The sequence below is a fragment of the Microcoleus sp. Z1_A1 genome (genome assembly GCF_036700305.1).
In the GTDB taxonomy this organism is placed as follows: Bacteria; Cyanobacteriota; Cyanobacteriia; order Cyanobacteriales; family Microcoleaceae; genus Microcoleus.
Genome location: NZ_JAUBOR010000014.1, coordinates 103,031 through 125,446, shown reverse-complemented (window position 1 = coordinate 125,446; position 22,416 = coordinate 103,031). Strand labels below are relative to the sequence as shown.

The following is a 22,416-nucleotide window of genomic DNA, read 5'->3' as shown; positions in this document are numbered from 1 at the left end:
ATCGCAATTTCAAACAGCTTTAGCAAAAGTATTAGAATTAGAAGCAGACTTAGGGCAAACTCAGGTACAATTTGAAGAAACTGAATTTATATTGCAGCAAAAGTTAGCTGAGTTAATTCAGTTAGAAACAGCACAAAGTCAAAATCAGGAAAGATTAAAGGATACTCAGGAAAAATTAGAACACTCCCGCCTGGAAAATGAAAAGTTTCGGGCAGAACTTGCTATCATCAAGTCTTCACTAGGGTGGCAACTGAGAGAAAAGTTGTGGGAAGTTCAGCGCCAAATCCGCGACTTGTTCCCTAAATTTATTTTTTCCTTAGATCGACCAACTACTTGGCAAGTTTGTGATTCCAAGCTGCTAATTGTGGGCTGGGTTTTTAACCAAAAAAGAGAGACTACAGCAGTCCGCGCCCGAATTAAAGACCAGAGTTTCGCGGGGGTTTACGGCCTAGATAGAAGTGATATAGCGCTAGCACACTCTAATATTCCGGCTGCGAAGAACTCAGGTTTTACAATTGAATTGGAAGCGCCTGCGGGACGGCACGAAGTGCTACTGGAAGCGCAAGATGAGCGAGGTAAATGGCATTTGTTGGCAGCTTATCCGTTGTTAGTTTCAACGATTCAAGCATCGTTAGATGTACCGGTGGTGTGGGAACAGCGTCAGGGTCAAATTTTGTTTGCAGGTTGGTGCTGCCACCACGATCGCAAAATTGCTAAATTAAGCTTATTGTGTGGCGATACTTCTGTAGAATGCGCCTACGGTTTGCGGCGAAAAGATGTCGGCGAAGTGTTCCCCGACTGGGTTAACAGTTCGGAAAGCGGTTTTGAGGCCCTTGTCGATTTGCCGCCAGGGGAATGGCACGTTTCTCTGCAAGCTGAGTTAGAAACCGGGGAAATTTTGTCTTTTCAAGCGCCTAAAATATTGACAGTCCGGCGCTACCATATCTGGCAGCGAAGTGCAGATAAGTTTGAGGAGTTATCAAGGTTTACAGCCGCTATTCAGCAGCGGGCGAGGGAGAGAAAACAGCGTCTTGGGAGAATTGTGCCCTTGCCCTGGGAAATTGTGAAAGTGCTCCGCCAGTTGGGGAAGATTTATCGGCAGCAAAAACAGTTTACTGCGCCGGGGGAATTACTGCCACCTGCGGGTTTTGTGGTGCCTCAACCTATTGATAGATATGACGCTTGGCTGGAGGTGAATCAGTGGAACGAGCACGCCCGCGATTATTTGATTTCTCGGTTAAAATCCTGCCGGGAGCCCCTGCCAAAAATTTCGGTAGTAATGCCAGTTTACAACCCGCAGATAGATTTTCTCGAAAGTGCGATCGACAGCGTAATCAATCAAGTTTATCCAAACTGGGAACTCTGCATTGCCGACGATTGCAGCACCGATTTAACTGTTGCTGAATCTTTGAAAAGCTGGGGTCAAAAGGACGATCGTATCCGCATCACATTTCGTACAGAAAACGGCAACATCAGCGCAGCAACCAACAGCGCCGCCGCCCTCGCAACAGGCGACATCATCCTGTTTTTAGACAACGACGACGAACTAACTCCCGACGCATTAGGCGAAGTCGCCTTATATTTTGCCGCCCATCCAGCCACAGATTTTCTCTATTCCGACGACGACAAAATCGACACTAAAGGCCGCCGATTCGCCCCGCAATTCAAACCGGAATGGTCGCCGGAACTGCTGCTTTCCTATATGTATCTCGGTCATTTGTGCGCCGTCAGAAGACACATTTTTGAAGAAATAGGCGGTTTGCGAATCGGTTTTGAAGGCTCGCAAGATTACGATTTTGCCTTGAGAGCCACCGAAATTTCTCGCCACGTCGCCCACCTGCCGCTAGTGCTGTATCACTGGCGAACCGCACCCGGTTCTACAGCCATATCTGGAGCCGCGAAACCCGCCAGTTTTTCCGCAGGTCAAAAAGCCATTCAAGACGCACTAAACCGCCGCCAAATTAACGGCAATGTCGCTCAGCACGCATGGGCTATTAAAGAAAATTTGGGCATATTTGCCCAGGATTTCCCGGATAACGGCCCGTCAGTAACGGTAATTATTCCTACTAAAAATCAGCTCCAATTGCTGAAATCATGTCTGGATTCTCTAGAAACTACAACATACAAAAATTATCAAGTTGCCGTTATCGACAACGAAAGCGACGATCCGAAAACTCTGGAATATTTAAAGCAATTAAATTGCCAAGTTTTGCATATAAAAAATCCTGGGGGCAAGTTTAGTTTTGCAGCAATTAACAACCGCGCTGTCGAACAAGTTGACAGCGAATATGTGTTGTTTTTGAACAACGATACTGAAGTAATTAACCCCCGCTGGCTGAGTCAAATGGTGGGATACGCTCAAATTCCCGCTGTGGGTGCAGTCGGCGCGCGGCTGTTATATCCCGACGGCAGAATTCAGCACGCGGGCGTAATTCACGGGCTGCATCACGGTTTGGCGGGTCACGCTTTTAAGCTGATGGACAAGAATAATCGAGGCTATCTTTCTCAAGCGATGGTAACGCGAAATTACTCTGCGGTAACAGCCGCTTGCACGATTACTCCACGTCAATTGTTCTTAGAATTGGGCGGTTTTGATGAGGAGAATTTTGCTGTTGCTTACAATGATGTAGATTACGGATACCGATTGTTAGAACGGGGTTATCGGTGCGTATATTGTCCCGATGCGGAGTTGTTGCACAAAGAAGGAACTTCTAGGGGTTTTACCGACAATCCTCAAGAAGTGGCGGCTTTTAGGCGTAAGTATGCGGGCAAAAATGACAGTTTTTACAGTCCTCATTTGTCTTTAGAAGATGAGTATTTTCATATTCAACCTCGACGGGTTTTTATGAAGGAAGAAGGTTCGGCAACGAGCAATGTACGGGATGTAACGGATGTAACGGATGTAACCGATAAGGAAGAACGCAAATTTAGTGATTCTGGTTGGTTGGAAGCAGAAGCAGAGAATTTGATTCATCCTATCAAAGTTTTGATGTGCAGCAATTCGCTGGATTTTACTGGGGCGCCCCTGCATCAGTACGAAATCGCGGTGAAATTGGCGGCTGAGGGTGTGGTTAAGCCGATCGTACTTTGCACCACAGACGGGCCCCTGCGTCAAGCTTACGAACAGCAGGGAATTGAAGTAATTGTGCGCGACAATCCTCTCGAACACATCTATCAGCGCGATGCTTATGATGAAGCTATCCGCAGTTTTAGCACAGAAATTGCCAGTTTAAAAGTAGATGCAATTTATGCCAATACTTTAGAAAACTTTTTTGTAGTTGATGCGGCGCGACAACTCGGAATTCCTGTGGTGTGGAACGTGCACGAAAGCGAACCTTGGCAAACTTATTTTAACAGGTTTGGTTCGGAGATTGCGGCGAGAGCTTTAGAGTGTTTTCGCTTTCCTTACAAAGTTATTTTTGTGGCGGATGCCACGCGGGACAGGTATTTGCCTCTCAACAGCCACCACAATTTTACGGTGATTCACAACGGCTTAGATTTAAGCAAATTGGAAAATTTGGATAATTCTGAATTAGCTAGAAAAACTTTAGGTGTTGCGGCGGAAGATGTGGTAATTTTGCTGCTGGGAACGGTATGCGAACGCAAAGGACAGCAGGATTTAGTTAAGGCACTTTCACTTTTACCTGATAAATGGCACAATAAAATTAGGTGTTTTATTGTGGGCGATCGCCCCAGTATTTACAGCAATAAATTAGCCGATTTAGTGGGGGAATTGCCAGCAGAGTTGCGGCAAAGGGTGACAGTAGTCCCGGAAACTGGGGAGACGGTAAAATATTACAAAGCGGCTGATATTTTTGTTTGCACTTCTCGCGTCGAAAGTTTTCCAAGAGTGATTTTGGAGGCGATGGCTTGCGATTTGCCAATTGTTACATCGCCAGTTTTTGGGATTAAAGAACAAGTGCGGCCTGGAATTAATGGTTTGTTTTATACGCCCGATCGCCCGGACGAATTAGTTGCAGCTTTGATTAGTTTATTGGAGGATAAATCTTTGCGACAGCAGTTAGCTGACAACGCTAAATATGTCTTGGATTCACTTAATACTTTTGAGGAAATGACTCAAGCTTATGCAGAGATTTTTTGCGAAGCATATTTCAGCCGTCATTAGTCATTTTACAGTGCCAGCGTCCCCCCCAGTGAAGGGCAGTAACTCACCTCGTAGACTTTTGGCAGGATTTAATATAATTTGCCAAGAATTGCGGAACATATTGAAAATTGAGCCATCAATACTATAAAATAATCAAAAATGAACGATGATAAAATGACCGATCGCCCAAGAGTAGATTATGAAAGGGCCTGGGACAGTTACGCCCAACAGTGGCAAAAAACTAATGCCGAACTTGCCTATATTGGCGACGAATGGATAGGTAAAGCTGCCGGTGCCGCCAACTCCTTAGCCGAATACGAAGCGCTGATAGAACAGCAATTTATTGCACCGTACATCAAAAAAGAACATACGGTTTTAGAAATTGGTATCGGCGGGGGAAAAACTGGTTCGCTGTTGCTGAAATACTGCGATCGACTAATTTGTGCCGACATTTCCAGTCAAATGCTGCAAGCAGCCCGATCGCGCTTGGGGTGCGATCGCGTTTCTTACGTCAAACTCGACGGTTTAACATTAGACGGCATCGCCCCAGGTTCAGCGGATGTCTGCTTTTGTTACGATACAATGGTACACGTAGAGCCGGTAGATATATTCAACTACCTGACTCGAATTCCCAAACTGCTGCGGGGCGATCGAATTTGCGTGTTTCACCACACAAATATTTTTAGCGAATTAGGGTGGCAAAAATTCGCCAGCGAGTGGGACAAAAACTTGCTAGGGCACAGAGACGGCACAGCATTTTCAGTTATGACTGATACAATTATGGAAAAATTTCTCCATCATTTAAACTATGAAATCATCCTGAAAAATACATCTTCAGTACCGCGAGATTGCGTCTGGATCTGCAAAGCGCCAACCCCCCATGAATAAAACCAAAGCTTTTTAGCCGAATCAAAATATTTTATTCCAACTAACAACAGACAACAGTCAATCGATTTTAGATTTTAGATTTTAGATTTTAGATTGTTATCAGTCAACAGTCAACAGTCAACAGTCAACAGTCAATCGATTTTAGATTTTAGATTGTTATCAGTCAACAGACAACAGACAACAGTCAACAGTCAACAGTCAACAGTCAACAGACAACTGACAATGAAAGCATTATTTCTCCATCCCAACTTCCCCGCCCAATACCGCCACATTATCACGGCATTAGGCGCAGATCCCAAAAATCAAATTGTTTTCGGCACTAAAAACGAGCGCCCAGAGTGGAACATTCCCGGCGTTCGCAAAGCAGCATTTACCCCCAGCCGAGAACCCCACGCGCAGACTCACCAATACGTCCGCCCTTTAGAAAGTGCCGTCATCTACGGACAAGCCGTATTTAGAATGGCAGAACAACTCAAAGCAGACGGTTTCGTACCTGATATTATCTGCGGACATTCCGGTTGGGGGCCGACATTGTTTGTCAAAGAAGCTTTTCCAAATACGCCGCTTTTGTGCTATTTCGAGTGGTTTTATCATGCTATTGGTTCCGACGCAGATTTCGACCCAGCGGAACCTTTAACAGTTGACGATATGGCCAGAATTAGAATCAAAAATGCGCCGATTTTGATCGATTTATACTCTTGCGATTGGGGTTTATCACCCACTTATTGGCAGCGATCGCAATTTCCCCCAGAATTACAACAAAAATTATCCACACTCCACGACGGCGTAGATACCGATTACTTCAAACCAGATCCCGGTGCTAAACTGGTTTTGCCTAACTTAGACTTGTCTGGCGTTGATGAAATTGTCACCTACGTCTCACGGGGAATGGAACCTTACCGGGGCTTTCCCGAATTCATTGAGTCGATCGCCTATGTACAAGAACGCCGCCCCAACTGTCACGTAGTAATCGTTGGTTCAGAAAGAGTTTGTTACGGTCGTTCTTTACCCAACGGCGAGTCTTACAAAGACTATATGCTCAAAAAAGTGCCGCTCGATTTGTCGCGAGTTCACTTTGTCGGGCCCCTACCTTACGGACTGTATTTAAAAGTAATTCAAGCATCCGACGTACACGTTTATTTGACCAGACCTTTTGTGCTATCTTGGTCGATGATTGAATCTCTATCAACCGGATGTTTAGTAATCGGTTCCGACACAGGGCCAGTCAGAGAAGTTATCCGCGACGGAGAAAACGGTTTGCTAGTCGATTACTTCTCACCGAAACAAGTAGCCGATCGTATTGATGAAGTTTTAGACCATCCTACCCGCATGGCAGACATTCGCATCAAAGCCCGTCAAACCGCCCTAGAACGCTACAGTTTAGCTAAAATGCTGCCGCAACATTTACAACTGATCGAGCAAGTAGCAAATCGTTCCATGCCGCCTACAGTTGGTATGGAACCAGAACGGGAATTAGCAGCATCTTTTGCAGTGAGAATTTAGCAATAAAGGGTAGTCCTGCATAGTCAGGACTACGCCAATTTTAACAGGAAGAAATGGCTGTACTTGCTTGAAAGTAACCATTTTTGTTACTATTGTTAAAACCCAAATAAATTCCCATGAAATCAACTACTAGGGCGCTGAAAGAATGGAATGTAGCAGTTAATGCTTTGGAACAAGGTCAAACCATTGTGCTGTTGCGGAAGGGGGGAATTCGCGAGCAAGCAGGACAGTTCAATGTCACTGAAAAACAGGTTTTGCTGTATCCAACTTTTGAACACCAACAGCCGGATTTATTAAAGCCGGAGTTTGCACATCAAGTCCAGAAAGTTGAATCTGGTTGGCATCCTGAAGTTATTAGAATTGGCAGTTGGGCGGAGATTACTGATGTTTTTTTGGTAGCTTGGGAACCGGCAATTACTGCGCTATTTCCGTACCATATTTGGAATGAAAAATTTGTAAGCGATCGCCTGAAATGGAAACAAACTCAGCCAATTTATATTTTATTGCTGCGGGCTTATCGCCTTGCAGAAAGCCGCGAAATTCCCTACATTCCTGAATACGGCGGTTGCCGTTCTTGGATCGATTTGGCCGATGCTATTTCCCTGGAGGGAAGCCAAGCTGTTTTGAGCGATCGAGAGTACATTGAACGCTCAAATGAAATCCGCAATCTGATAGCAAATCCTGCGAATGCTTCTGGTTCGCAGAGAGTGACAACGCTGACGGAAGGTAGCCAGGATTTTAGTCCTCATTAAGAGTTTTTAATGTACTTTTCGAGAGGCGCGCTTCTACCCAACCCAGCCCAAAATCCGCAACTAATGCCATTAAAGCGGCCGGAATTGCCCCAGCCAAAAGTAACTGATTGTTGACGGTAGCAACGCCCCGGAAAATAAACACCCCCAAGCCGCCGGCACCAATTGCAGCGGCGATTGTAGCGAGTCCGATCGCAATTACCGCAGCAACTCGCACCCCCGCCAGAATCACGCCCAGCGCCAGGGGAATTTCCACTTGCCATAACAGTTGCATATCAGTCATCCCCATGCCTCTTCCCGCTTCCGTAATCGCTGGATCGACGCCGACAATCCCAGTATAAGTATTGCGGATAATAGGCAGTAAAGAATACAGAGTGAGGGCGATAATTGCCGTGCGATCGCCTATTCCACCCACTACCGGCACCGGGATTAGCAAGCCAAACAAAGCTAAACTGGGAATTGTTTGCATAATATTAGCAAATCCCAAAATTGGCTTTTTCAATTTAGGTTTTCTCGTGGCTAAAATTCCCAGGGGCATCCCCACAATAATAGCGATAAAAATTGCAACAGTTACTAAATATAAGTGTTCACTGGCGCGCTGAATTATCTCAGCGCCATAGCGGTTGATAAAAATTATCATTAGGTAATTGGTTCTTGCTGATTGCTGTCAACCTTATAAATCATTTTCTATTTCAGGACTTGGTTCACCAGGATAGAAGCGAGAGTCCAAAATTTCCTCTAAGCTGTAAAGGCAATTTTGAGGAAATGTTTTGAGAGGCAAATCGGTTTCTCCTACTGCCAAATCTCTACCGTTTTGATAAGCTTCTTGGAAAGCTTCTTGCAAGTAAGGTTTCAGACTTGGGTTATCTTGTATCAGTCTCTGAGTGTCCCGCCGCTGCACTCGAATTGTAGACAACCAGCTACGACTCCGCTGCTGGGGCTGATATTGCCACTTCAGCAAATGTCCCAGCAAAATGCTCAAACGATTTCTAAGTTCTTGACGTTCCTGTTTGCCCAAAGATTCAATCTCCTCAATTAAATTTGGCAAGTCAAGTTGACTCCACTGACACTTGCGAAGTAACTTGGCTTGTTCTTGCGTCCAAGCATAGAAGTCTGTCTCGTAAAGACTGTGCATCGTTTGATTATCAGCTTAGTTACTAAAACTATATTATCAAATTTTTGCTAAATTATTCAAATTTAGCTACTTGCAAACATTCAAGAAATGCCCCAGCTTCTGGATGCTGAGATTTCATAAAATCAGCGGGTGTTGCCAATTCAATCAACCGTCCATCTTGCATCAAACCAATTCTAGAAGCTAACAAAAAAGCTTCTTGAATGCCGTGAGTCACAAAAATCACAGTTTTGCCAAGTTGCTGCTGTAATTGACCGAATTCCCGCTGCAATTCCAGACGAGTAATCGGGTCTAAAGCACCAAACGGTTCGTCCATTAACAATATCGGAGGGTCAGCGGCCAGTGCTCTGGCGACGCCTACCCGCTGCCGCTGTCCGCCGGATAACTGATGCGGATAGCGTTTGGCGAAGTGCTGGGGGTCGAGGTTGACTAATTCTAACAGTTGGCGGACGCGAGATTGAATACGATCGCCCTCCCAACCTTCTAATCTTGGCACTAAACCGACGTTTTGCTCGACGGTAAAATGGGGAAACAAACCAATTTCTTGAATGACATAACCAATTTTTCGGCGCAGTTGAATTGGGTTCCATTGAGTTGTCGGTTTTCCCATGACAAGAACTTCGCCGCTGCTTGGCGTTAGTAAATTGTTAATCAATTTCATGGTAGTAGTTTTGCCACTCCCGCTGCGTCCCAGCAATACTAAAACTTCTCCTTGCAGCACTTTGAAATTGAGTTTGTCTACTAAATGCCTGCGGTTGAGGCGATATGTCACGTCGAGGCATTCGACAGCAACTTCATTATTGAGAGGCATGATTAGTTCCGGTGATTTTGGTTTTAATAAATCGTCAATTGGCTAGCGTCGCGGGACAATCCAAAATCTAAAATCTAAAATCTAAAATCTAAAATTGTCTTGGTTTTGCCATTCTAGCAGTAAGGCTCGACATTGGAGGCAAGTTAATTTTTTGAGCAAGTCGCGAATTCCGTCTGGGGTGACAGGATATTCAGCACCGATAAATTCGGGGTTTACTGTTGCTGTCGGGTGCAATTCTGCAACAAAACCGTAGAGTTTTTGATTGGAGAATGAGCTGTTTATCGCCCAGCCGATATTGTTAATCGGTTCGAGGCGGGCGATCGCACTTTCTGCCACGCCTAGTTCTTTCTTGATTATAGCTGGAACGGCTGCTGCTGGCGTGGCTTCGGCTGGTACGCGACCGCCGGGAAAATCGAGGGTTGCTTCTGCCACGCCGGGGCGATACATCGGTGGGGGAAACAGCAATTTGTCAGCTTGAATTGTCAAGATTACAACTGAATCTGCTCTTTCTACTCGCCAATATTCTACTGTTTTTCCTTCGGTTGTTTCGAGATGTTCGGCGATTAGTTTTACCCAATGAGAGTTGATCTCTACAAAGCGATCTAGAGTTTTCCACTGGGATTTTGCAGTTTGGTTCATGTGGGAATTTTTGGAATAAATCAGATGTTGTTTGCTATGGTAGGCGATCGTTGCCGAGCGCAACAATAGCCGATCGACCTTTTCAGCTTTGAACCCGTTTTTTCCTCTCGATTGTAAATTTTTGCTACAACCCTACACATTCGCCTAGATAATTCGGTAACATAGACTACATAATCAAAGTTTATCTGCGCCGTCGCTCTGGGTTGTTGCAACCCCGACCTGGTTCAGAGTCTTAGCCCAAAAGGAGTTGTGATGAAACTGCAAACAGATATTCGTACTTGGCAATCCCAACCAACGCCCGGAAGCTTCGCCAATGTCCGCGACTGGGAAAGATTTGGCTGCGCCGTACCTGCACCAAAATTGACTCCTTCTATGTGGGTTAAATTGTTCAACCCGCCAACCGCATTCAGCTTTGACGAAGCGTGGCTGTTGTGTGAATCTTCGGAAGAACAGTGGCTAGCTTGGATTCCTGATTATGGCGAAATTTTACTGAGTACACATGAATTTTGCGCTCCTAAATCGTGAATTACGCAGACAAACTTTGATAAACCAGGTGTTAAAATCCATATCCCTCCGGTTCAACGGGATTTTTGGGAAACAAGCTGGTTTCTGCGTAATAATGTCGTTTGCAGTGAGGAATGCAAGTCCTTAAACTTTGATAAGGACTTGCATTCCTCACTACAAACCTCTTATATGATGTCGTTTCAGCCGATATCATATAATATCATGTCCCATAGATTGACTGCGATTAAAGGCCGGGGCGGGTTTACAGATTTTCCCGTTTCTATTCAATATCTTGGCGAACCCGCCCCTACAGGAATCATGGTTAATTGACCAGACATGATATAAGTCCTAATAGATATTAATAGAAATTTCGCCAACAAAAAGAGCAATAGGTTTTCTATTGCTCTTTTTGTTCAAAAACACTCTCTAGTTTTTATCTTTAGATAGCGGAAGTTATATCAACTGGCTTCGATTGACCCCAATATCGCTGCGGTGACGGGTTTACTGTATCGATGCTTGCATGGGAGATATTGGTGAACCCGCCCTTACAGCAATTACGGTCAATTTAGCCCCTGTGATATTGCTGGCTTATTTGCAAACTGCACGGTTATTTGCGTTTCTGACAATCGTGCCTACTCTACCATTAATCTGAATCGGGTTCTTGGTGCTGGCTCGAATCAAGAGTGGTTGTTTTGCCAGACATTCTCTGATTGATGCTGCCCAGGCGGTGAGAGCTCCGGTGTATTCTGTACGACCCGCTGGGGCGCGAAACTGATCGGTAATTAGGAAATCCGAGGTGATGCTAGTGTCAGTACCAACATTGGTAATAATTGGAAAATCAAAGGCTCTGGGCAAGGTTCTGTCCTGGATTCTGCCCGGTACTAACTGGTATTTCTTCGATCCACCCTTGTAGTCAATACCTGCTTGAGGGCTGGTGGGAGGGCTTGTTTGAGCTAAGGCGGGAACAGGCAAGCTTGCTACCAAAACGGTGCAGACACTCCAAAATAATTTCGATTTCATTCGATTCATCTCCTCAACTTTATGACGATTAGCACTAATTTAGGTATGCTCAAAATACACTAGCTTTTATTGAGAAAGCGCCTGATGATATTGAGCTTTTGAGTTTGAGTTCAACTTACCTAATTTATTACCAAACATTCTCAAAAATGTTAAAACTGGTTGGCCTGACCAACTGTAGAAAAGTTTCAGTTGAGTTAGATATTTACACATCTGAAGTTGTTACAGCATTGGGGAGTCGGTTTTACCAGAATGATTCATTTTTGAGCGATGTCATTGGAACTTTATCAAATTTTGTCTCAGATATCAAGTTTTGCCGATCGCGTATCCTGTTTTAACACTGGTTTGTGGCTCGATCGAGGTTTGAGTGTGGCGCGCTATACCAGGGCGAGAAAGATGCTACAGTGCATCGATGGGCGTTTGAGTATTTTCAGGCGACAATAGACAGAGAAGGGGCTTGAAAATAGGTGATTTTAGTGGAAGATAGTAAATTTATCGACGTATCGGGCATTATGGGTGTTCCCGCGGCTCCGGCGGGTTACAAATCCGGCTTTGTGGGTATTGTCGGACGCCCGAATGTCGGAAAATCAACGCTGATGAATCAGTTGGTGGGGCAGAAAATTGCGATTACTTCGCCGGTGTCTCAGACGACGCGTAACAGGCTGCGGGGCATCCTAACGACACCGGAAGCACAAATTATTTTTGTAGATACTCCCGGAATTCACAAGCCACATCACGAATTGGGCAAGGTTTTGGTGCAGAATGCCCGCACAGCGATTCAGTCGGTGGATGTCGTGCTATTTGTGGTGGATGGTTCGGTGGAATCGGGAGGGGGCGATCGATATATTATCGAAATTCTCAGCAATTGCAAAGTTCCGGTGATTTTTGGGATGAATAAGTTGGACGAACAACCGGAGGATTCCGTGTTGATCGATCGAACTTACGAGCAAATTGTCAATCCTGAGTGGCCTGTAGTGAAATTTTCCGCTCTCACGGGCGAGGGTGTCGAGTCGCTGCAACAATTGTTAATCGAACATTTGGAGGTTGGGCCTTATTATTATCCGCCCGATTTGGTGACTGACCAGCCGGAACGCTTTATTATGGGCGAATTGATTCGGGAACAGATTTTGCTGCTGACGCGGGAAGAAGTGCCGCATTCGGTAGCAATTGCGATCGACATTGTTCAAGAAGAAGCAAAAATTACGCGCATTCTGGCGACAATTCACGTGGAACGGGATTCCCAAAAAGGCATTTTAATCGGTAAAAGCGGCAGTATGCTCAAGTCGATCGGCAGTGCGGCGCGAGAACAGATTCAAAAGTTAATTGAAGGCAAAGTATATTTGGAGTTATTTGTCAAGGTGCAGCCGAAGTGGCGGCAGTCCCGCACCCGTTTGGCGGAATTGGGCTATCGCGTGGAAGAGTGAAACTTTGGCAGTTGGCAGTTGGATTTCTTCGGTTCTTTAGACCTCTTGCAAAAAATCCTTTTCATCTATTGATGGGACGGGCTCTCCGGCCCATCCCACAAGAAAAAATAAATCTTGTGGGATGGGCCGGAGAGCCCGTCCTAATTATTTTTGCAAGAGGTCTTTTGAATCAAGAATCGAGCACGAATTTCGCTCATAGAGAGTTTCATAGGGTACCGAGAGTCTGTACAAACCCCCGCTTAACAACTAGAACGCCATTCCAATAACAGTACAGTAAACTGAGAGCAGCCCCATTCGCCCCAGTTGACCTATGCCACGTTGGTTCAATACTGCTGGCCCATGCCAAGAAGACATTCATTACGCATTGTCGCCCACGGTACGCTTACCCAGCTTAGAAAGGTTAATCGCTCAACGCAACTATTTCGTCATCCATGCACCCCGGCAAGTGGGGAAAACCACCGCTATGCTGGCGTTAGCCAAACAACTCACCGAAAGCGGACAATACACCGCCGTGATGCTGTCAGTTGAAGTGGGCGCACCCTTCAGTCAAGACATCGCGGGTGCAGAAGAGGCTATTTTGGGGGCTTGGCGACGGGCGATTTCGATTCGACTTCCCCCAGAATTGCAGCCGCCTGCTTGGCCCTCGTCGGAACCGGGACAGCAAATCGGCCATGTACTCAGCCTGTGGGCACAATCTTCTCCTCGTCCTTTGGTGATTTTCATCGATGAAATTGACGCACTACAAGACCAAGCTTTGATTTCTATTCTGCGCCAATTACGCGATGGTTATCCCAATCGCCCGAAAGCGTTTCCGCAATCGGTGGGTTTAATTGGTTTGCGGGATGTTCGCGATTACAAAGTGGCTGCGGGGGGAAGCGATCGACTCCATACATCGAGTCCGTTTAATATTAAAGTGCGATCGATTACTCTCAGAGATTTTAATGCCTCAGAAGTCGCGGAACTCTACGCGCAACATACCCAAGATACCGGACAAGTTTTTACACCTGAAGCCGTAGCCTTAGCTTTTGAACTGACTCAGGGACAACCTTGGTTAGTGAATGCTTTAGCTAAGGAAATTGTAGAAGAATTAGTAACGGATGAATCTATAGAAATTACACCAGAACATATTTTATCAGCTAAAGAAATTTTAATAAAACGGCAAGATACGCATTTGGATAGCTTGGCAGAACGACTCAGAGAAAACCGAGTCAAAGCCATTATCGAGCCGATGTTGGCGGGTTTGGAACTGGGCAATATCCCCAATGATGATATTCAGTTTTTAATCGATTTGGGTTTGTGTAAGATGGATGTTCAGGGTGGATTGACGATCGCTAACCCAATTTATCGGGAAGTTTTGCCCCGCGTGCTCACCGTAACGCCAATGGCTTCTCTGCCCCAAATTGCACCGAGTTGGTTGACTCATGAAGGCAAATTAGACACGCAAGCGTTACTCAAAACTTTTCTGGAATTTTGGCTACAACATGGCGAACCGTTACTCAAAAGTGCATCTTATCCCGAAATTGCACCGCATTTAGTGTTGATGGCGTTTCTGCATCGGGTGATTAATGGTGGGGGAACGTTGGAGCGGGAATATGCGATCGGACGCGACAGAATGGATTTATGTTTGCGTTATGGTGACGTAACATTGGGAATTGAACTGAAGGTTTGGCGAACTCGGAAAGTCGATCCGTTGAGTAAAGGGTTGGAACAGTTAGATGGATATTTGGCTCGATTGGGACAAGATGAAGGGTGGTTGGTGATATTCGATCGACGCGAGAATGCGCTCGAATTAGAAGAACGATTGAATACTGAAATTCATCTGACACCAATGGGGCGAACTGTTACAGTTATTCGTGCGTGAAGAAGTTTCGATGAATGTCTGTTCGGGTTGTCCATTCTGAGTCTCGAAGAAGTTTTATGCACCACCAAGGAGGAGCGTATGTCGTTAAAAGGTATAGCCAAGGAAACATTGCAGATTCTAGAAAAAGGCGAGTTCATTTCAAGGCACGATCGTGTTATTAATTTCGCTACCGAGCAGAAGCTGGCAGAGAAAAATACTAAATTGTATCGACCAGAAGAAGTTGAAAATTTATTGCAAAATACGCAATGTGATGCGAAACAGAGCCTTTTGGTGGAAGTTACCGATGAGACCTCTCAAGCAGCCGCCTACCGTTTGGTAAAAGGTGAAGGTTGCCACGATCTCGCGCTCCTAAACTATGCCTCCGCTCGAAATCCTGGCGGCGGATTTATTAATGGTGCAAAAGCACAAGAAGAAGATTTGGCTCGCTGTTCCGGGTTATATCCCTGTCAATTGACACAGCCCGAGTATTATCAAGCAAACCGATCGCAAGATTCTCTTCTTTACACCGATTATCTGATTTATTCTCCAAAAGTTCCTTGGTTTAGAATCCGCAGTCGTGAATTGCTCGATGATTATTTTTTAGCATCTGTTATTACTGCGCCCGCACCAAATGCAGGTCAAGTATTGCGTCGCGATCCCAATGCAATTCCCGATATTGAAAAAGCATTACGGCGACGTGCTGGATATGTACTTGCGGTGGCGCAAGATAATGGACATCGATCGTTGTTACTCGGTGCATGGGGCTGTGGTGTGTTTTGCAACGATGCCAGTATGGTAGCAGATGCTTTTGGTCAGTGGCTTGAGAGTCCGCGATTTCATGGATGTTTCGATCGTGTAGTTTTTGGTATATACGATTCGGCTAAGAGTAAGGATACATTGAAGGCGTTTAAAAATAGATTTTTGAAATAGTACCGAATGGGGAGGTATTCTGATGAGCCAAGTGAATTTTGAGGCTATGAGCGATGCCGAATAGAGACGGTACTTTCTGGAAAATCGCGCCCGATCGAGCTGCTTGTCAGGCATATTTAGACAGGTTCAGTCAGCGTCCGAAATCAATCATTGGAAGCCCGATGGATCCCGATTTTGACGCAAAGATTCAGGCAGCAATTCGGCAGAAATTAGAAGCATCGCGTAGTAGCCAGCCAGCTAACAACACAGTGGAGCGGAATAGAGTCTTTTCGCTTCGTTTCGGTGTTACTTGCCGCCGCAGCGTTTTGCCGTTATCTCGTAAACACTGCCTGACCTTGGAGATGATTCGGAATCTCGATCGAGAGATTGACCTACAGAAAATTGGTAGAATAAATAGATACGCTAGATGTCGATCGCTGCCGATGGGCGATCGCTTATAATCGGATGAAAGCGCGATCGATAAAACTCACCCCAAAAGCACCTATGAAAAGCACGATCGAAATCGATAGCTCCCTCATCACCAATGCGCTCCAAGTCACCGGACTGACTGCACAACAAGAAGTCATCGAATTGGCCCTGAACCTGCTGATCCAAATGAAAAACCAAGAGAACCTACGTGCGCTACGGGGTAAACTCGCCTGGGACGGCGACCTCGATCGCATGAGAACGGATACGGAACAATAGTAAGCCCATGATTATTGTTGATTCCAGCGTCTGGATTGACTACTTTAACGGACAATCCACCCCACAAACCGATCTCCTTGACCAACTCCTCACCACCCAACCGATCGCGATCGGCAACCTTATCCTCACCGAAGTCCTCCAAGGGTTTCACCAAGACTCCGACTACAACAGGGCCAAGCATCTCCTCACCAATCTCACCGTCTTCAATTTCCTCGAAGCCGACCTCGCCATCAAAAGTGCTGACAATTTTCGCACCCTCAGAAAGCAAGGCATCACAGTTCGCAAAACGATTGATGTCATTATCGCCACCTTCTGCATCGAAAACAATCACGAACTCTTATTTGCCGATCGGGACTTTCTTCCATTCGTCGATCGTCTTGGACTGAAATCTGCTCTCTAAACTGGTCTGCTAAAAATCCCATATCAAACTATGAACTACCGAAACCACATCACGATCGAAGCAAACAAACGCGGTGGTAAGCCTTGTGTACGCGGCTTGCGAATTACGGTTTATGAAGTGCTTGAGTACCTGGCTTCCGAGATGACTGAAGCAGAAATTCTTGACGATTTTCCCGATTTGACGCGAGAAGATTTAAAAGCCTGCATTGCTTATGCTGCTGACCGCGAGCGTCGGTTTATGACCGATCCATTATCCGCATGAAATTACTTTTTGATGAAAAATTGTCGCCCAAGTTGCCGAATCGTTTGAGCGATATTTTCCCAAATTCGCTTCACGTTCGAGATGTGGGAATGAAAGCAACGATCGACCCAATAGTTTGGGATTATGCAAAAGATAATAATTTGATGATTGTCTCGAAAGACGCGGATATGCACGACCTGAGCTTAGTATTTGGGAATCCACCGAAAGTTATTTGGCTTCGCCTTGGAAACTGTTCGACCTAGCAAATTGAAAATTTGCTACGTCGGAATTTTAACGCGATCGAATTATTTTATGAAGACGAGAATTTATCGCTGCTTGCTTTATCATAATACACCGAATCGAATTAGCGTTAGGGTAGGTAGTTTTTCCATGATTATTCCACCAATCTTTTAAAGCCTCACACGCGAATTCACTGGCATCTTTACTGTTTCATAATGTTATATATCCTATGTTTTGTTGAAAATCATAAATCCCATGTGGAATCACTTTTCAGTGACCTAAACTCCAAAAGTCATGATCTAAAAGCGATCGCCCAACTCTACATTCTGACTCAACGCTTGTAGCCGATCGCGATCCAATAACTCAATCTGAGAACCATTGATCGTAATTAATCCTTTATCGTGGAGATGCGAGAATGCCCTAGAAAGGGTAGCAGAAATCGTCCCTAAAATAGCAGCTAGTTGAGTTTTAGTAACATCTAGATTAATAACTTGATCTCCATTAGCGCGACCGCTCAAATCTAATAAATAAGCCGCTAATCTTTGTGGCACTTCTTTAAACGACAGATCTTCCACCATCTGTGCCAATTTACGCGAACGGGTTGCCAAACTTGTCAGCATATTGATGGCGAGCGCAGGATATTGATGAAGTAAATCCAGAAAAGCTAACCGAGGGAAGAAGATTAATTCTGTGGATTCCAATGCGATCGCCGAAGCTGGAAAAGCTTTGCCATCAAAGGTGGCAACTTCGGCAAAGTAATCGCCTCTTTTTAATAAATGTAAAATGTGTTCTTTCCCATTGGATGCAGTCTTAAATACCTTGACACGACCAGCTTGGACAATGAAAAACCCAGTTGCATCACTGCCCTGATGGAAAATTGTCTCATCTTTTCCAAAGGTTTGCAGTTGAGCGATCTGAGCTAAAGGAATCAGTTGCTCTGCCGATAATCCTTGAAAAATTAGAATGTTTTGTAACCAGTTGCTCAAATCGACTCTATTTAACATCGTTTAGGGTAGTGAGGATGGTTGGAACAAAGCGCCGAGCTAGACAAGATAAACGTACTTGAGCATTTTTTAAGGTTGTTTTTGACTTAAGTCAAAGCATTATTAGGTTCTATTCTCCTATGCTATGTCGATAGGTACTTTAAAACCGAATTTATGGCTTTATGGCAAACCCAACCTTTGACAAAGTGGTGACAGCCCGCGCTCGTCCCCGTCAAATTAGCCTACCCGCTTGGCTGGTGCTAATTTGCATCGTCACTTTTTCAGTGCTGATCTTTGCAGGATCGGCGATTTACAAAAATGCACCACCGATTCCCGCTACTGTGGTGTCGCCGCAACAGGAAATCATTCTAACTCAAGCGAATATTGAAGCTGGGCAAGTAGCCTATCTGGGTCGCGGTGGACAACATATTGGTAGTATTTGGGGGCATGGCAGTTATTTAGCACCCGACTGGACTGCCGATGTTTTACACCGTTGGGGCTTAGCAACGGCAGGAATTTTGCATAATGGCAATCCTGATTTTAGTGAAGCAGATTTACAGGCACTATCAGAAGTCGATCGCGCTACCCTCCAAGCGCAGGTACAGCAAGAATTTAAAACCAATCGTTATGAGTCAGAGACAGGCGCTTTAACCCTAACTGCGGCTCAAACTCAGGGACTAACCAAGGTTTTTGATAGCTATAAAACTTTGCTATCCCAAGGCTCCAAGATTCATTCCATTCCTAGCGGTTGGTTTACTGACGACACGCAAATCCGCAATGTCACCGCTTTCTTTAGTTGGACGGCTTGGGCAGCATCTGCCGATCGCCCGAATGCACCATTTTCCTATACCGCCAACTTTCCCCACGATGACTTGATTGGCAATCAGGCTCCGGCTCAATTCTTGATCTGGTCAATTGTGTCGGTGATTGTGCTGATTGCGGCGATCGGTATATTTCTGTTTGTTTACATCACCCAAGAAGATAGCGAAGAAGTAATCGCTGTCGCCCATCGCCCCCTGATTCGGATTGCCACACCGAGCCAAAAAGTCACTACCCTCTTCTTTGGGGTTGCTATGACTTTGTTTTTGGTGCAAATGTTGATGGGAATGGTCACAGCCCATTACGCTGTAGAAGGCGACGGCTTCTATGGTGTGCCACTTCAGCAATATTTACCCTATGCCGCCTCGCGGACTTGGCATTTACAGCTAGCAGTATTTTGGATTGCCACCTGTTGGCTCGCCGCAGGGCTATATTTCGCGCCAAGGTTTGGTAAACATGAGCCGAAGTTGCAAGCTTGGGGCAATGGCGGTTTGTTAGTGGCTTTGACTGTCGTTGTTGTTGGTTCCTTAATCGGATCTTGGGCTAGTGTCCAAGGCATTATCGGCGGTGACAATAGTTTCTGGTTTGGACATCAGGGCTATGAATATGTAGAACTTGGTCGCCTCTGGCAATTATTGCTGATTGGTGGCATGGTGTTTTGGCTCTGGCTGATGTACCGCGCCCTCAAGCCTGCACTCAAGGCGGAAGGCGATAAAACGGGACTGAATCACTTCTTTCTCTACAGTGCGATTACGATTCCCCTGTTCTATGCGTCAGGGTTGATGTACAACAATCACACCCATTTGAGCATTGCTGAATATTGGCGTTGGTGGGTTGTGCATCTTTGGGTAGAAGGTTTCTTTGAGGTATTTGCGACGGTAGCGATCGCCTATCTATGTAGCGAATTGGGCTTTCTAAAGCGCTCATCAGCCCTGAGAGCCACCTACATGACGACAATTCTCTATCTCGGTAGTGGCGTAATCGGCACGTTACACCATCTCTACTTTGCAGGAACACCTGTATTCATTACGTCGATGGGTTCCGTTGCTTCAGCCTTAGAAGTCGTTCCCTTGACCTTAATTGGCTTTGAAGTGGTGAAGTCGATGAAGCTATCCCAAGAAGCGCAAGGATTTTATCGAGTACCACTAAAATTCTTTATTGCCACTGCTTTTTGGAACTTAATTGGCGCAGGTGTCTTTGGTTTCTTAATCAATCCACCGATCGTTCTCTATTATTCCCAAGGACTAAACACAACCCCAATTCACGCTCACTCTGCACTCTTCGGTGTGTATGGCTCCCTGGCGATCGCCCTGATGCTCTTTGCCTTGCGTGAAATCACTCCTGATCGCGCTTGGGATGAGAAAAACTTCAATTTATCCTTCTGGTGGATCAATGTTGGTCTAGGCATGATGATGGTTTTAGGACTGATTCCTAATGGTTTTTATCAATTGGTGCAATCCGTTAATCATGGCACTTGGTACGCTCGCAGTGCCGAAGTCATTGGTTCTGCCTGGATGCAGTGGACAGTTTGGCTACGCATCCCTGGGGATATCGTCTTCTCGGTTGGTGCATTGATCCTCGTCTTTTGCGTGATTAAAGCGATCGTGGCTATTTTCCAACAGCCTACTCAAGCCCAACCCCTCGAAACCATTGCGGCTGAGATTCCGGTCGTCAGTCATTAGTTGCTCAATTGTTCAAATTATCTTTCGTATTTATTGAGGATTCAGTCAATGATTCGTCTCTTAGTTGGTATTCTCGTTTTTGTGATCAATGTCGTCTATGCCGATCGCCCTTATCCTCGGTTTTATGTGCTAGAAACCGTGGCTCGTGTTCCTTATTTCTCTTATCTATCGGTACTTCACCTCTATGAAACCTTGGGCTGGTGGCGGAAGGCTGATTGGTTAAAAATCCACTTTTCGGAGTCGTGGAATGAACTACATCATCTGTTGATTATGGAATCACTGGGAGGATCGAGCTTTTGGGTCGATCGCCTTCTAGCACGAGCCACTGCACTCATTTACTACTGGATTATCATTTTGGTCTACATGGTGTCGTCCAAATCTGCCTACAACTTCATGGAACTTGTAGAGGGACACGCCTATGCCAGCTACGACAAGTTCCTCAATGCCGAAGCTGAAGCTCTCAAGCAACAGCCCGCACCAGATGTCGCTCTCCAATACTATCGAGATGGCGATTTGTATATGTTTGACGAGTTTCAAACAAGCAGTGCTAATGTATTCCGTCGTCCGAAAATCGACAATCTCTATGATGTGTTTGTGGCCATTCGGGATGATGAAATGGAACACGTGAAAACAATGGTGGCTTGTCAGCAGCCGACTGCACAAATCTCGTTACTCAGTCCCCATGCGATGCAGGCAGCTTCTACGCTAAAGGTTGAGTTAACTGCAAAGACCGATGCTGTGGAACTCAGTCCCTCGAAATAGGTGATTTGAACCCGTCGTTCTCTGGTATGAAAACGTTGGTATCGCCCCGTGTCTAGGGGCGATCGCGGCTTTCTCTTATTTTGCGATCGGGACTTTCTTCCATTCGTCGATCGTCTTGGACTAAAATCTGTTCTCTAAACTAATCTGTTAAAAATCCCATATTAAATTAGTACAATTAATTCAGGGAATATGCGATCGGTCGCGATCGAGTCTAATCTCAAATATAATAAAGATAGCTTGTTTCAGTGCGACGGCTGAAGTGTTTGAGTCGAATGGTGTAGCGAACTCGATCAAGGAAAGAAGATTCCGATGGGGAGTAATAACGGGTTGACATACATCATCAAGCTGCGGTATTATTCGACTATATTCAGTATTGTACCACAACTGCGATACAACTATAAGTAGTGAATAGAATTAGCTTTATGACAATAGACTTCGGCAGTATCAAAGGCTACAATCCTGATAGAGGATTTGGGTTTGTCGGTCATACTTTTTTTAATCCTGATGGAAAAGTTTTCTTCCATATTAAAAAAATCAGGAGAAAACATCCTGAATTAGCCCAAAAATTGGACAGTCGCGAAGCTTTTGAAACATTCAATTTCTGGTATGAAATTGAAACCACCGAAAAAGGCGAACAAGTTAGTAAGCTTTGGCTAAACGCAGACAATATCCCTCAAAGCTACACACAGGAATTATGTGGTTTGATCCAAAAAGTAGAGAGTATCTGGAAAAATGTAGACTCTCCAAAACCTAGTTGGCTTGACCTTGTGACGAGAGAGTTGGTTGGAGTTAATCGCAGACATGAACTAAGTGTTGAGCGAGATAACTTAGAGAGTCAGCTTAGAGCGGCAGAGGAGGAGCAACGCAGGGAAGCAGAGGAGGAGCGACGTAGGGAAGCAGAGGAGGAGCGACGCAGGGAAGCAGAGGAGGAGCGACGCAGGGAAGCAGAGGAGGAGCGACTCAGGGAGGCAGAAGCTTTACTCCAAAATGAAATTCTAAGCATAGCTAAGAAGTATGACTTAGATGCAGCGGAGGTTGATGAAATTCTAAGCATAGCTAAGAAG

Annotated in this window: 23 protein-coding genes and 1 pseudogene; 17 read left to right on the top strand and 7 right to left on the bottom strand. The window is 45.3% G+C overall.

Features of this window, described 5'->3' with window-relative positions; translation table 11 throughout:
- The 4 genes from QT973_RS12150 to QT973_RS12135 all read left to right on the top strand — a co-directional run.
- Positions 1-4,126: glycosyltransferase (locus tag QT973_RS12150; protein ID WP_333391392.1), on the top strand; the 4,126-nt coding region annotated here is incomplete at its 5' end.
- A gap of 138 nt (positions 4,127-4,264) precedes the next feature.
- Entirely contained in the window at positions 4,265-4,993 is a 729-nt protein-coding gene (locus QT973_RS12145) for a class I SAM-dependent methyltransferase (RefSeq protein ID WP_333053524.1), read from the top strand.
- A 222-nt stretch (positions 4,994-5,215) separates the two neighbouring features.
- A complete protein-coding gene (locus QT973_RS12140) occupies positions 5,216-6,496 on the top strand; it encodes a glycosyltransferase family 4 protein (protein WP_333053633.1) in 1,281 nt (426 codons plus the stop codon).
- Positions 6,497-6,612: 116 nt separating this feature from the next.
- Complete coding sequence (locus tag QT973_RS12135) at positions 6,613-7,248, top strand: DUF1802 family protein (RefSeq protein WP_333391391.1); 636 nt, start codon at positions 6,613-6,615, stop codon at positions 7,246-7,248.
- Here QT973_RS12135 and QT973_RS12130 read toward each other — a convergent pair.
- The 4 genes from QT973_RS12130 to QT973_RS12115 all read right to left on the bottom strand — a co-directional run bounded on the left by QT973_RS12130 (position 7,235) and on the right by QT973_RS12115 (position 9,827).
- Complete coding sequence (locus tag QT973_RS12130; RefSeq protein WP_333391389.1) at positions 7,235-7,885, bottom strand: ABC transporter permease; 651 nt, start codon at positions 7,883-7,885, stop codon at positions 7,235-7,237. The two genes, QT973_RS12135 and QT973_RS12130, sit on opposite strands and share 14 nt — an antisense overlap.
- 33 nt (positions 7,886-7,918) lie before the next feature.
- Positions 7,919-8,380 carry a DUF29 domain-containing protein gene (locus QT973_RS12125; RefSeq protein WP_333053528.1) on the bottom strand — a complete coding sequence of 154 codons (462 nt, stop codon included), beginning with the start codon at positions 8,378-8,380 and terminating at the stop codon, positions 7,919-7,921.
- A 52-nt stretch (positions 8,381-8,432) separates the two neighbouring features.
- On the bottom strand, positions 8,433-9,188 hold the full coding sequence (locus QT973_RS12120) for an ATP-binding cassette domain-containing protein (RefSeq protein WP_333053529.1): 756 nt from the start codon (positions 9,186-9,188) through the stop codon (positions 8,433-8,435).
- Between the two features lie 81 nt (positions 9,189-9,269).
- Positions 9,270-9,827, bottom strand: a complete 558-nt coding sequence (locus QT973_RS12115; RefSeq protein WP_333208956.1) for an NUDIX hydrolase — start codon at positions 9,825-9,827, stop codon at positions 9,270-9,272.
- Between the two features lie 252 nt (positions 9,828-10,079).
- On the opposite strand from QT973_RS12115, the gene QT973_RS12110 reads away from it, so the two are divergent.
- A complete protein-coding gene (locus QT973_RS12110) occupies positions 10,080-10,352 on the top strand; it encodes a hypothetical protein (RefSeq protein ID WP_333053531.1) in 273 nt (90 codons plus the stop codon).
- A 567-nt stretch (positions 10,353-10,919) separates the two neighbouring features.
- Here the strand turns inward: QT973_RS12110 and QT973_RS12105 are convergent.
- Positions 10,920-11,351 (bottom strand): hypothetical protein, encoded by a 432-nt coding sequence (locus QT973_RS12105; RefSeq protein ID WP_333208954.1) that lies wholly within the window; start codon positions 11,349-11,351, stop codon positions 10,920-10,922.
- Positions 11,352-11,624: 273 nt separating this feature from the next.
- On the opposite strand from QT973_RS12105, the gene QT973_RS12100 reads away from it, so the two are divergent.
- The 9 genes from QT973_RS12100 to QT973_RS12060 all read left to right on the top strand — a co-directional run bounded on the left by QT973_RS12100 (position 11,625) and on the right by QT973_RS12060 (position 17,129).
- Entirely contained in the window at positions 11,625-11,792 is a 168-nt protein-coding gene (locus QT973_RS12100; RefSeq protein WP_333226368.1) for a hypothetical protein, read from the top strand.
- Between the two features lie 68 nt (positions 11,793-11,860).
- Entirely contained in the window at positions 11,861-12,772 is a 912-nt protein-coding gene (era, locus tag QT973_RS12095) for a GTPase Era (protein WP_333246205.1), read from the top strand.
- Between the two features lie 310 nt (positions 12,773-13,082).
- Positions 13,083-14,633 (top strand): ATP-binding protein, encoded by a 1,551-nt coding sequence (locus tag QT973_RS12090; protein ID WP_333391387.1) that lies wholly within the window; start codon positions 13,083-13,085, stop codon positions 14,631-14,633.
- 78 nt (positions 14,634-14,711) lie between these two features.
- A complete protein-coding gene (locus QT973_RS12085) occupies positions 14,712-15,542 on the top strand; it encodes a TIGR02452 family protein (RefSeq protein ID WP_333053535.1) in 831 nt (276 codons plus the stop codon).
- A 53-nt stretch (positions 15,543-15,595) separates the two neighbouring features.
- On the top strand, positions 15,596-15,982 hold the full coding sequence (locus QT973_RS12080; protein ID WP_333232573.1) for a DUF6887 family protein: 387 nt from the start codon (positions 15,596-15,598) through the stop codon (positions 15,980-15,982).
- A 43-nt stretch (positions 15,983-16,025) separates the two neighbouring features.
- Positions 16,026-16,226 (top strand): type II toxin-antitoxin system VapB family antitoxin, encoded by a 201-nt coding sequence (locus QT973_RS12075; protein WP_333208949.1) that lies wholly within the window; start codon positions 16,026-16,028, stop codon positions 16,224-16,226.
- A 7-nt stretch (positions 16,227-16,233) separates the two neighbouring features.
- The gene (gene vapC, locus QT973_RS12070) at positions 16,234-16,626 is read left to right on the top strand and encodes a type II toxin-antitoxin system VapC family toxin (RefSeq protein ID WP_333053538.1); all 393 of its coding nucleotides are present in this window, start codon (positions 16,234-16,236) and stop codon (positions 16,624-16,626) included.
- A 30-nt stretch (positions 16,627-16,656) separates the two neighbouring features.
- Positions 16,657-16,887 carry a DUF433 domain-containing protein gene (locus tag QT973_RS12065; protein WP_333053539.1) on the top strand — a complete coding sequence of 77 codons (231 nt, stop codon included), beginning with the start codon at positions 16,657-16,659 and terminating at the stop codon, positions 16,885-16,887.
- Complete coding sequence (locus QT973_RS12060; RefSeq protein ID WP_333053540.1) at positions 16,884-17,129, top strand: DUF5615 family PIN-like protein; 246 nt, start codon at positions 16,884-16,886, stop codon at positions 17,127-17,129. The genes QT973_RS12065 and QT973_RS12060 overlap by 4 nt, the downstream gene beginning before the upstream one ends.
- 28 nt (positions 17,130-17,157) lie before the next feature.
- On the opposite strand, the pseudogene QT973_RS12055 reads toward QT973_RS12060, so the two are convergent.
- Both QT973_RS12055 and QT973_RS12050 read right to left on the bottom strand, forming a co-directional pair.
- Positions 17,158-17,301 (bottom strand): annotated as a pseudogene (locus tag QT973_RS12055) (ISAzo13 family transposase); the annotation flags it as partial.
- A 104-nt stretch (positions 17,302-17,405) separates the two neighbouring features.
- Positions 17,406-18,092: a Crp/Fnr family transcriptional regulator gene (locus QT973_RS12050; protein ID WP_333053541.1), complete on the bottom strand. Its 687-nt coding sequence runs from the start codon at positions 18,090-18,092 to the stop codon at positions 17,406-17,408.
- Positions 18,093-18,271: 179 nt separating this feature from the next.
- Here QT973_RS12050 and QT973_RS12045 point away from each other — a divergent pair, with 179 nt between their 5' ends.
- From QT973_RS12045 to QT973_RS12035, 3 genes are all read left to right on the top strand, one after another.
- Complete coding sequence (locus tag QT973_RS12045; protein WP_333391385.1) at positions 18,272-20,590, top strand: nitric-oxide reductase large subunit; 2,319 nt, start codon at positions 18,272-18,274, stop codon at positions 20,588-20,590.
- 48 nt (positions 20,591-20,638) lie between these two features.
- On the top strand, positions 20,639-21,352 hold the full coding sequence (locus tag QT973_RS12040) for an alternative oxidase (protein WP_333391383.1): 714 nt from the start codon (positions 20,639-20,641) through the stop codon (positions 21,350-21,352).
- 422 nt (positions 21,353-21,774) lie between these two features.
- On the top strand, positions 21,775-22,416 hold a 642-nt coding region (locus QT973_RS12035; protein WP_333391381.1), incomplete at its 3' end, for a hypothetical protein.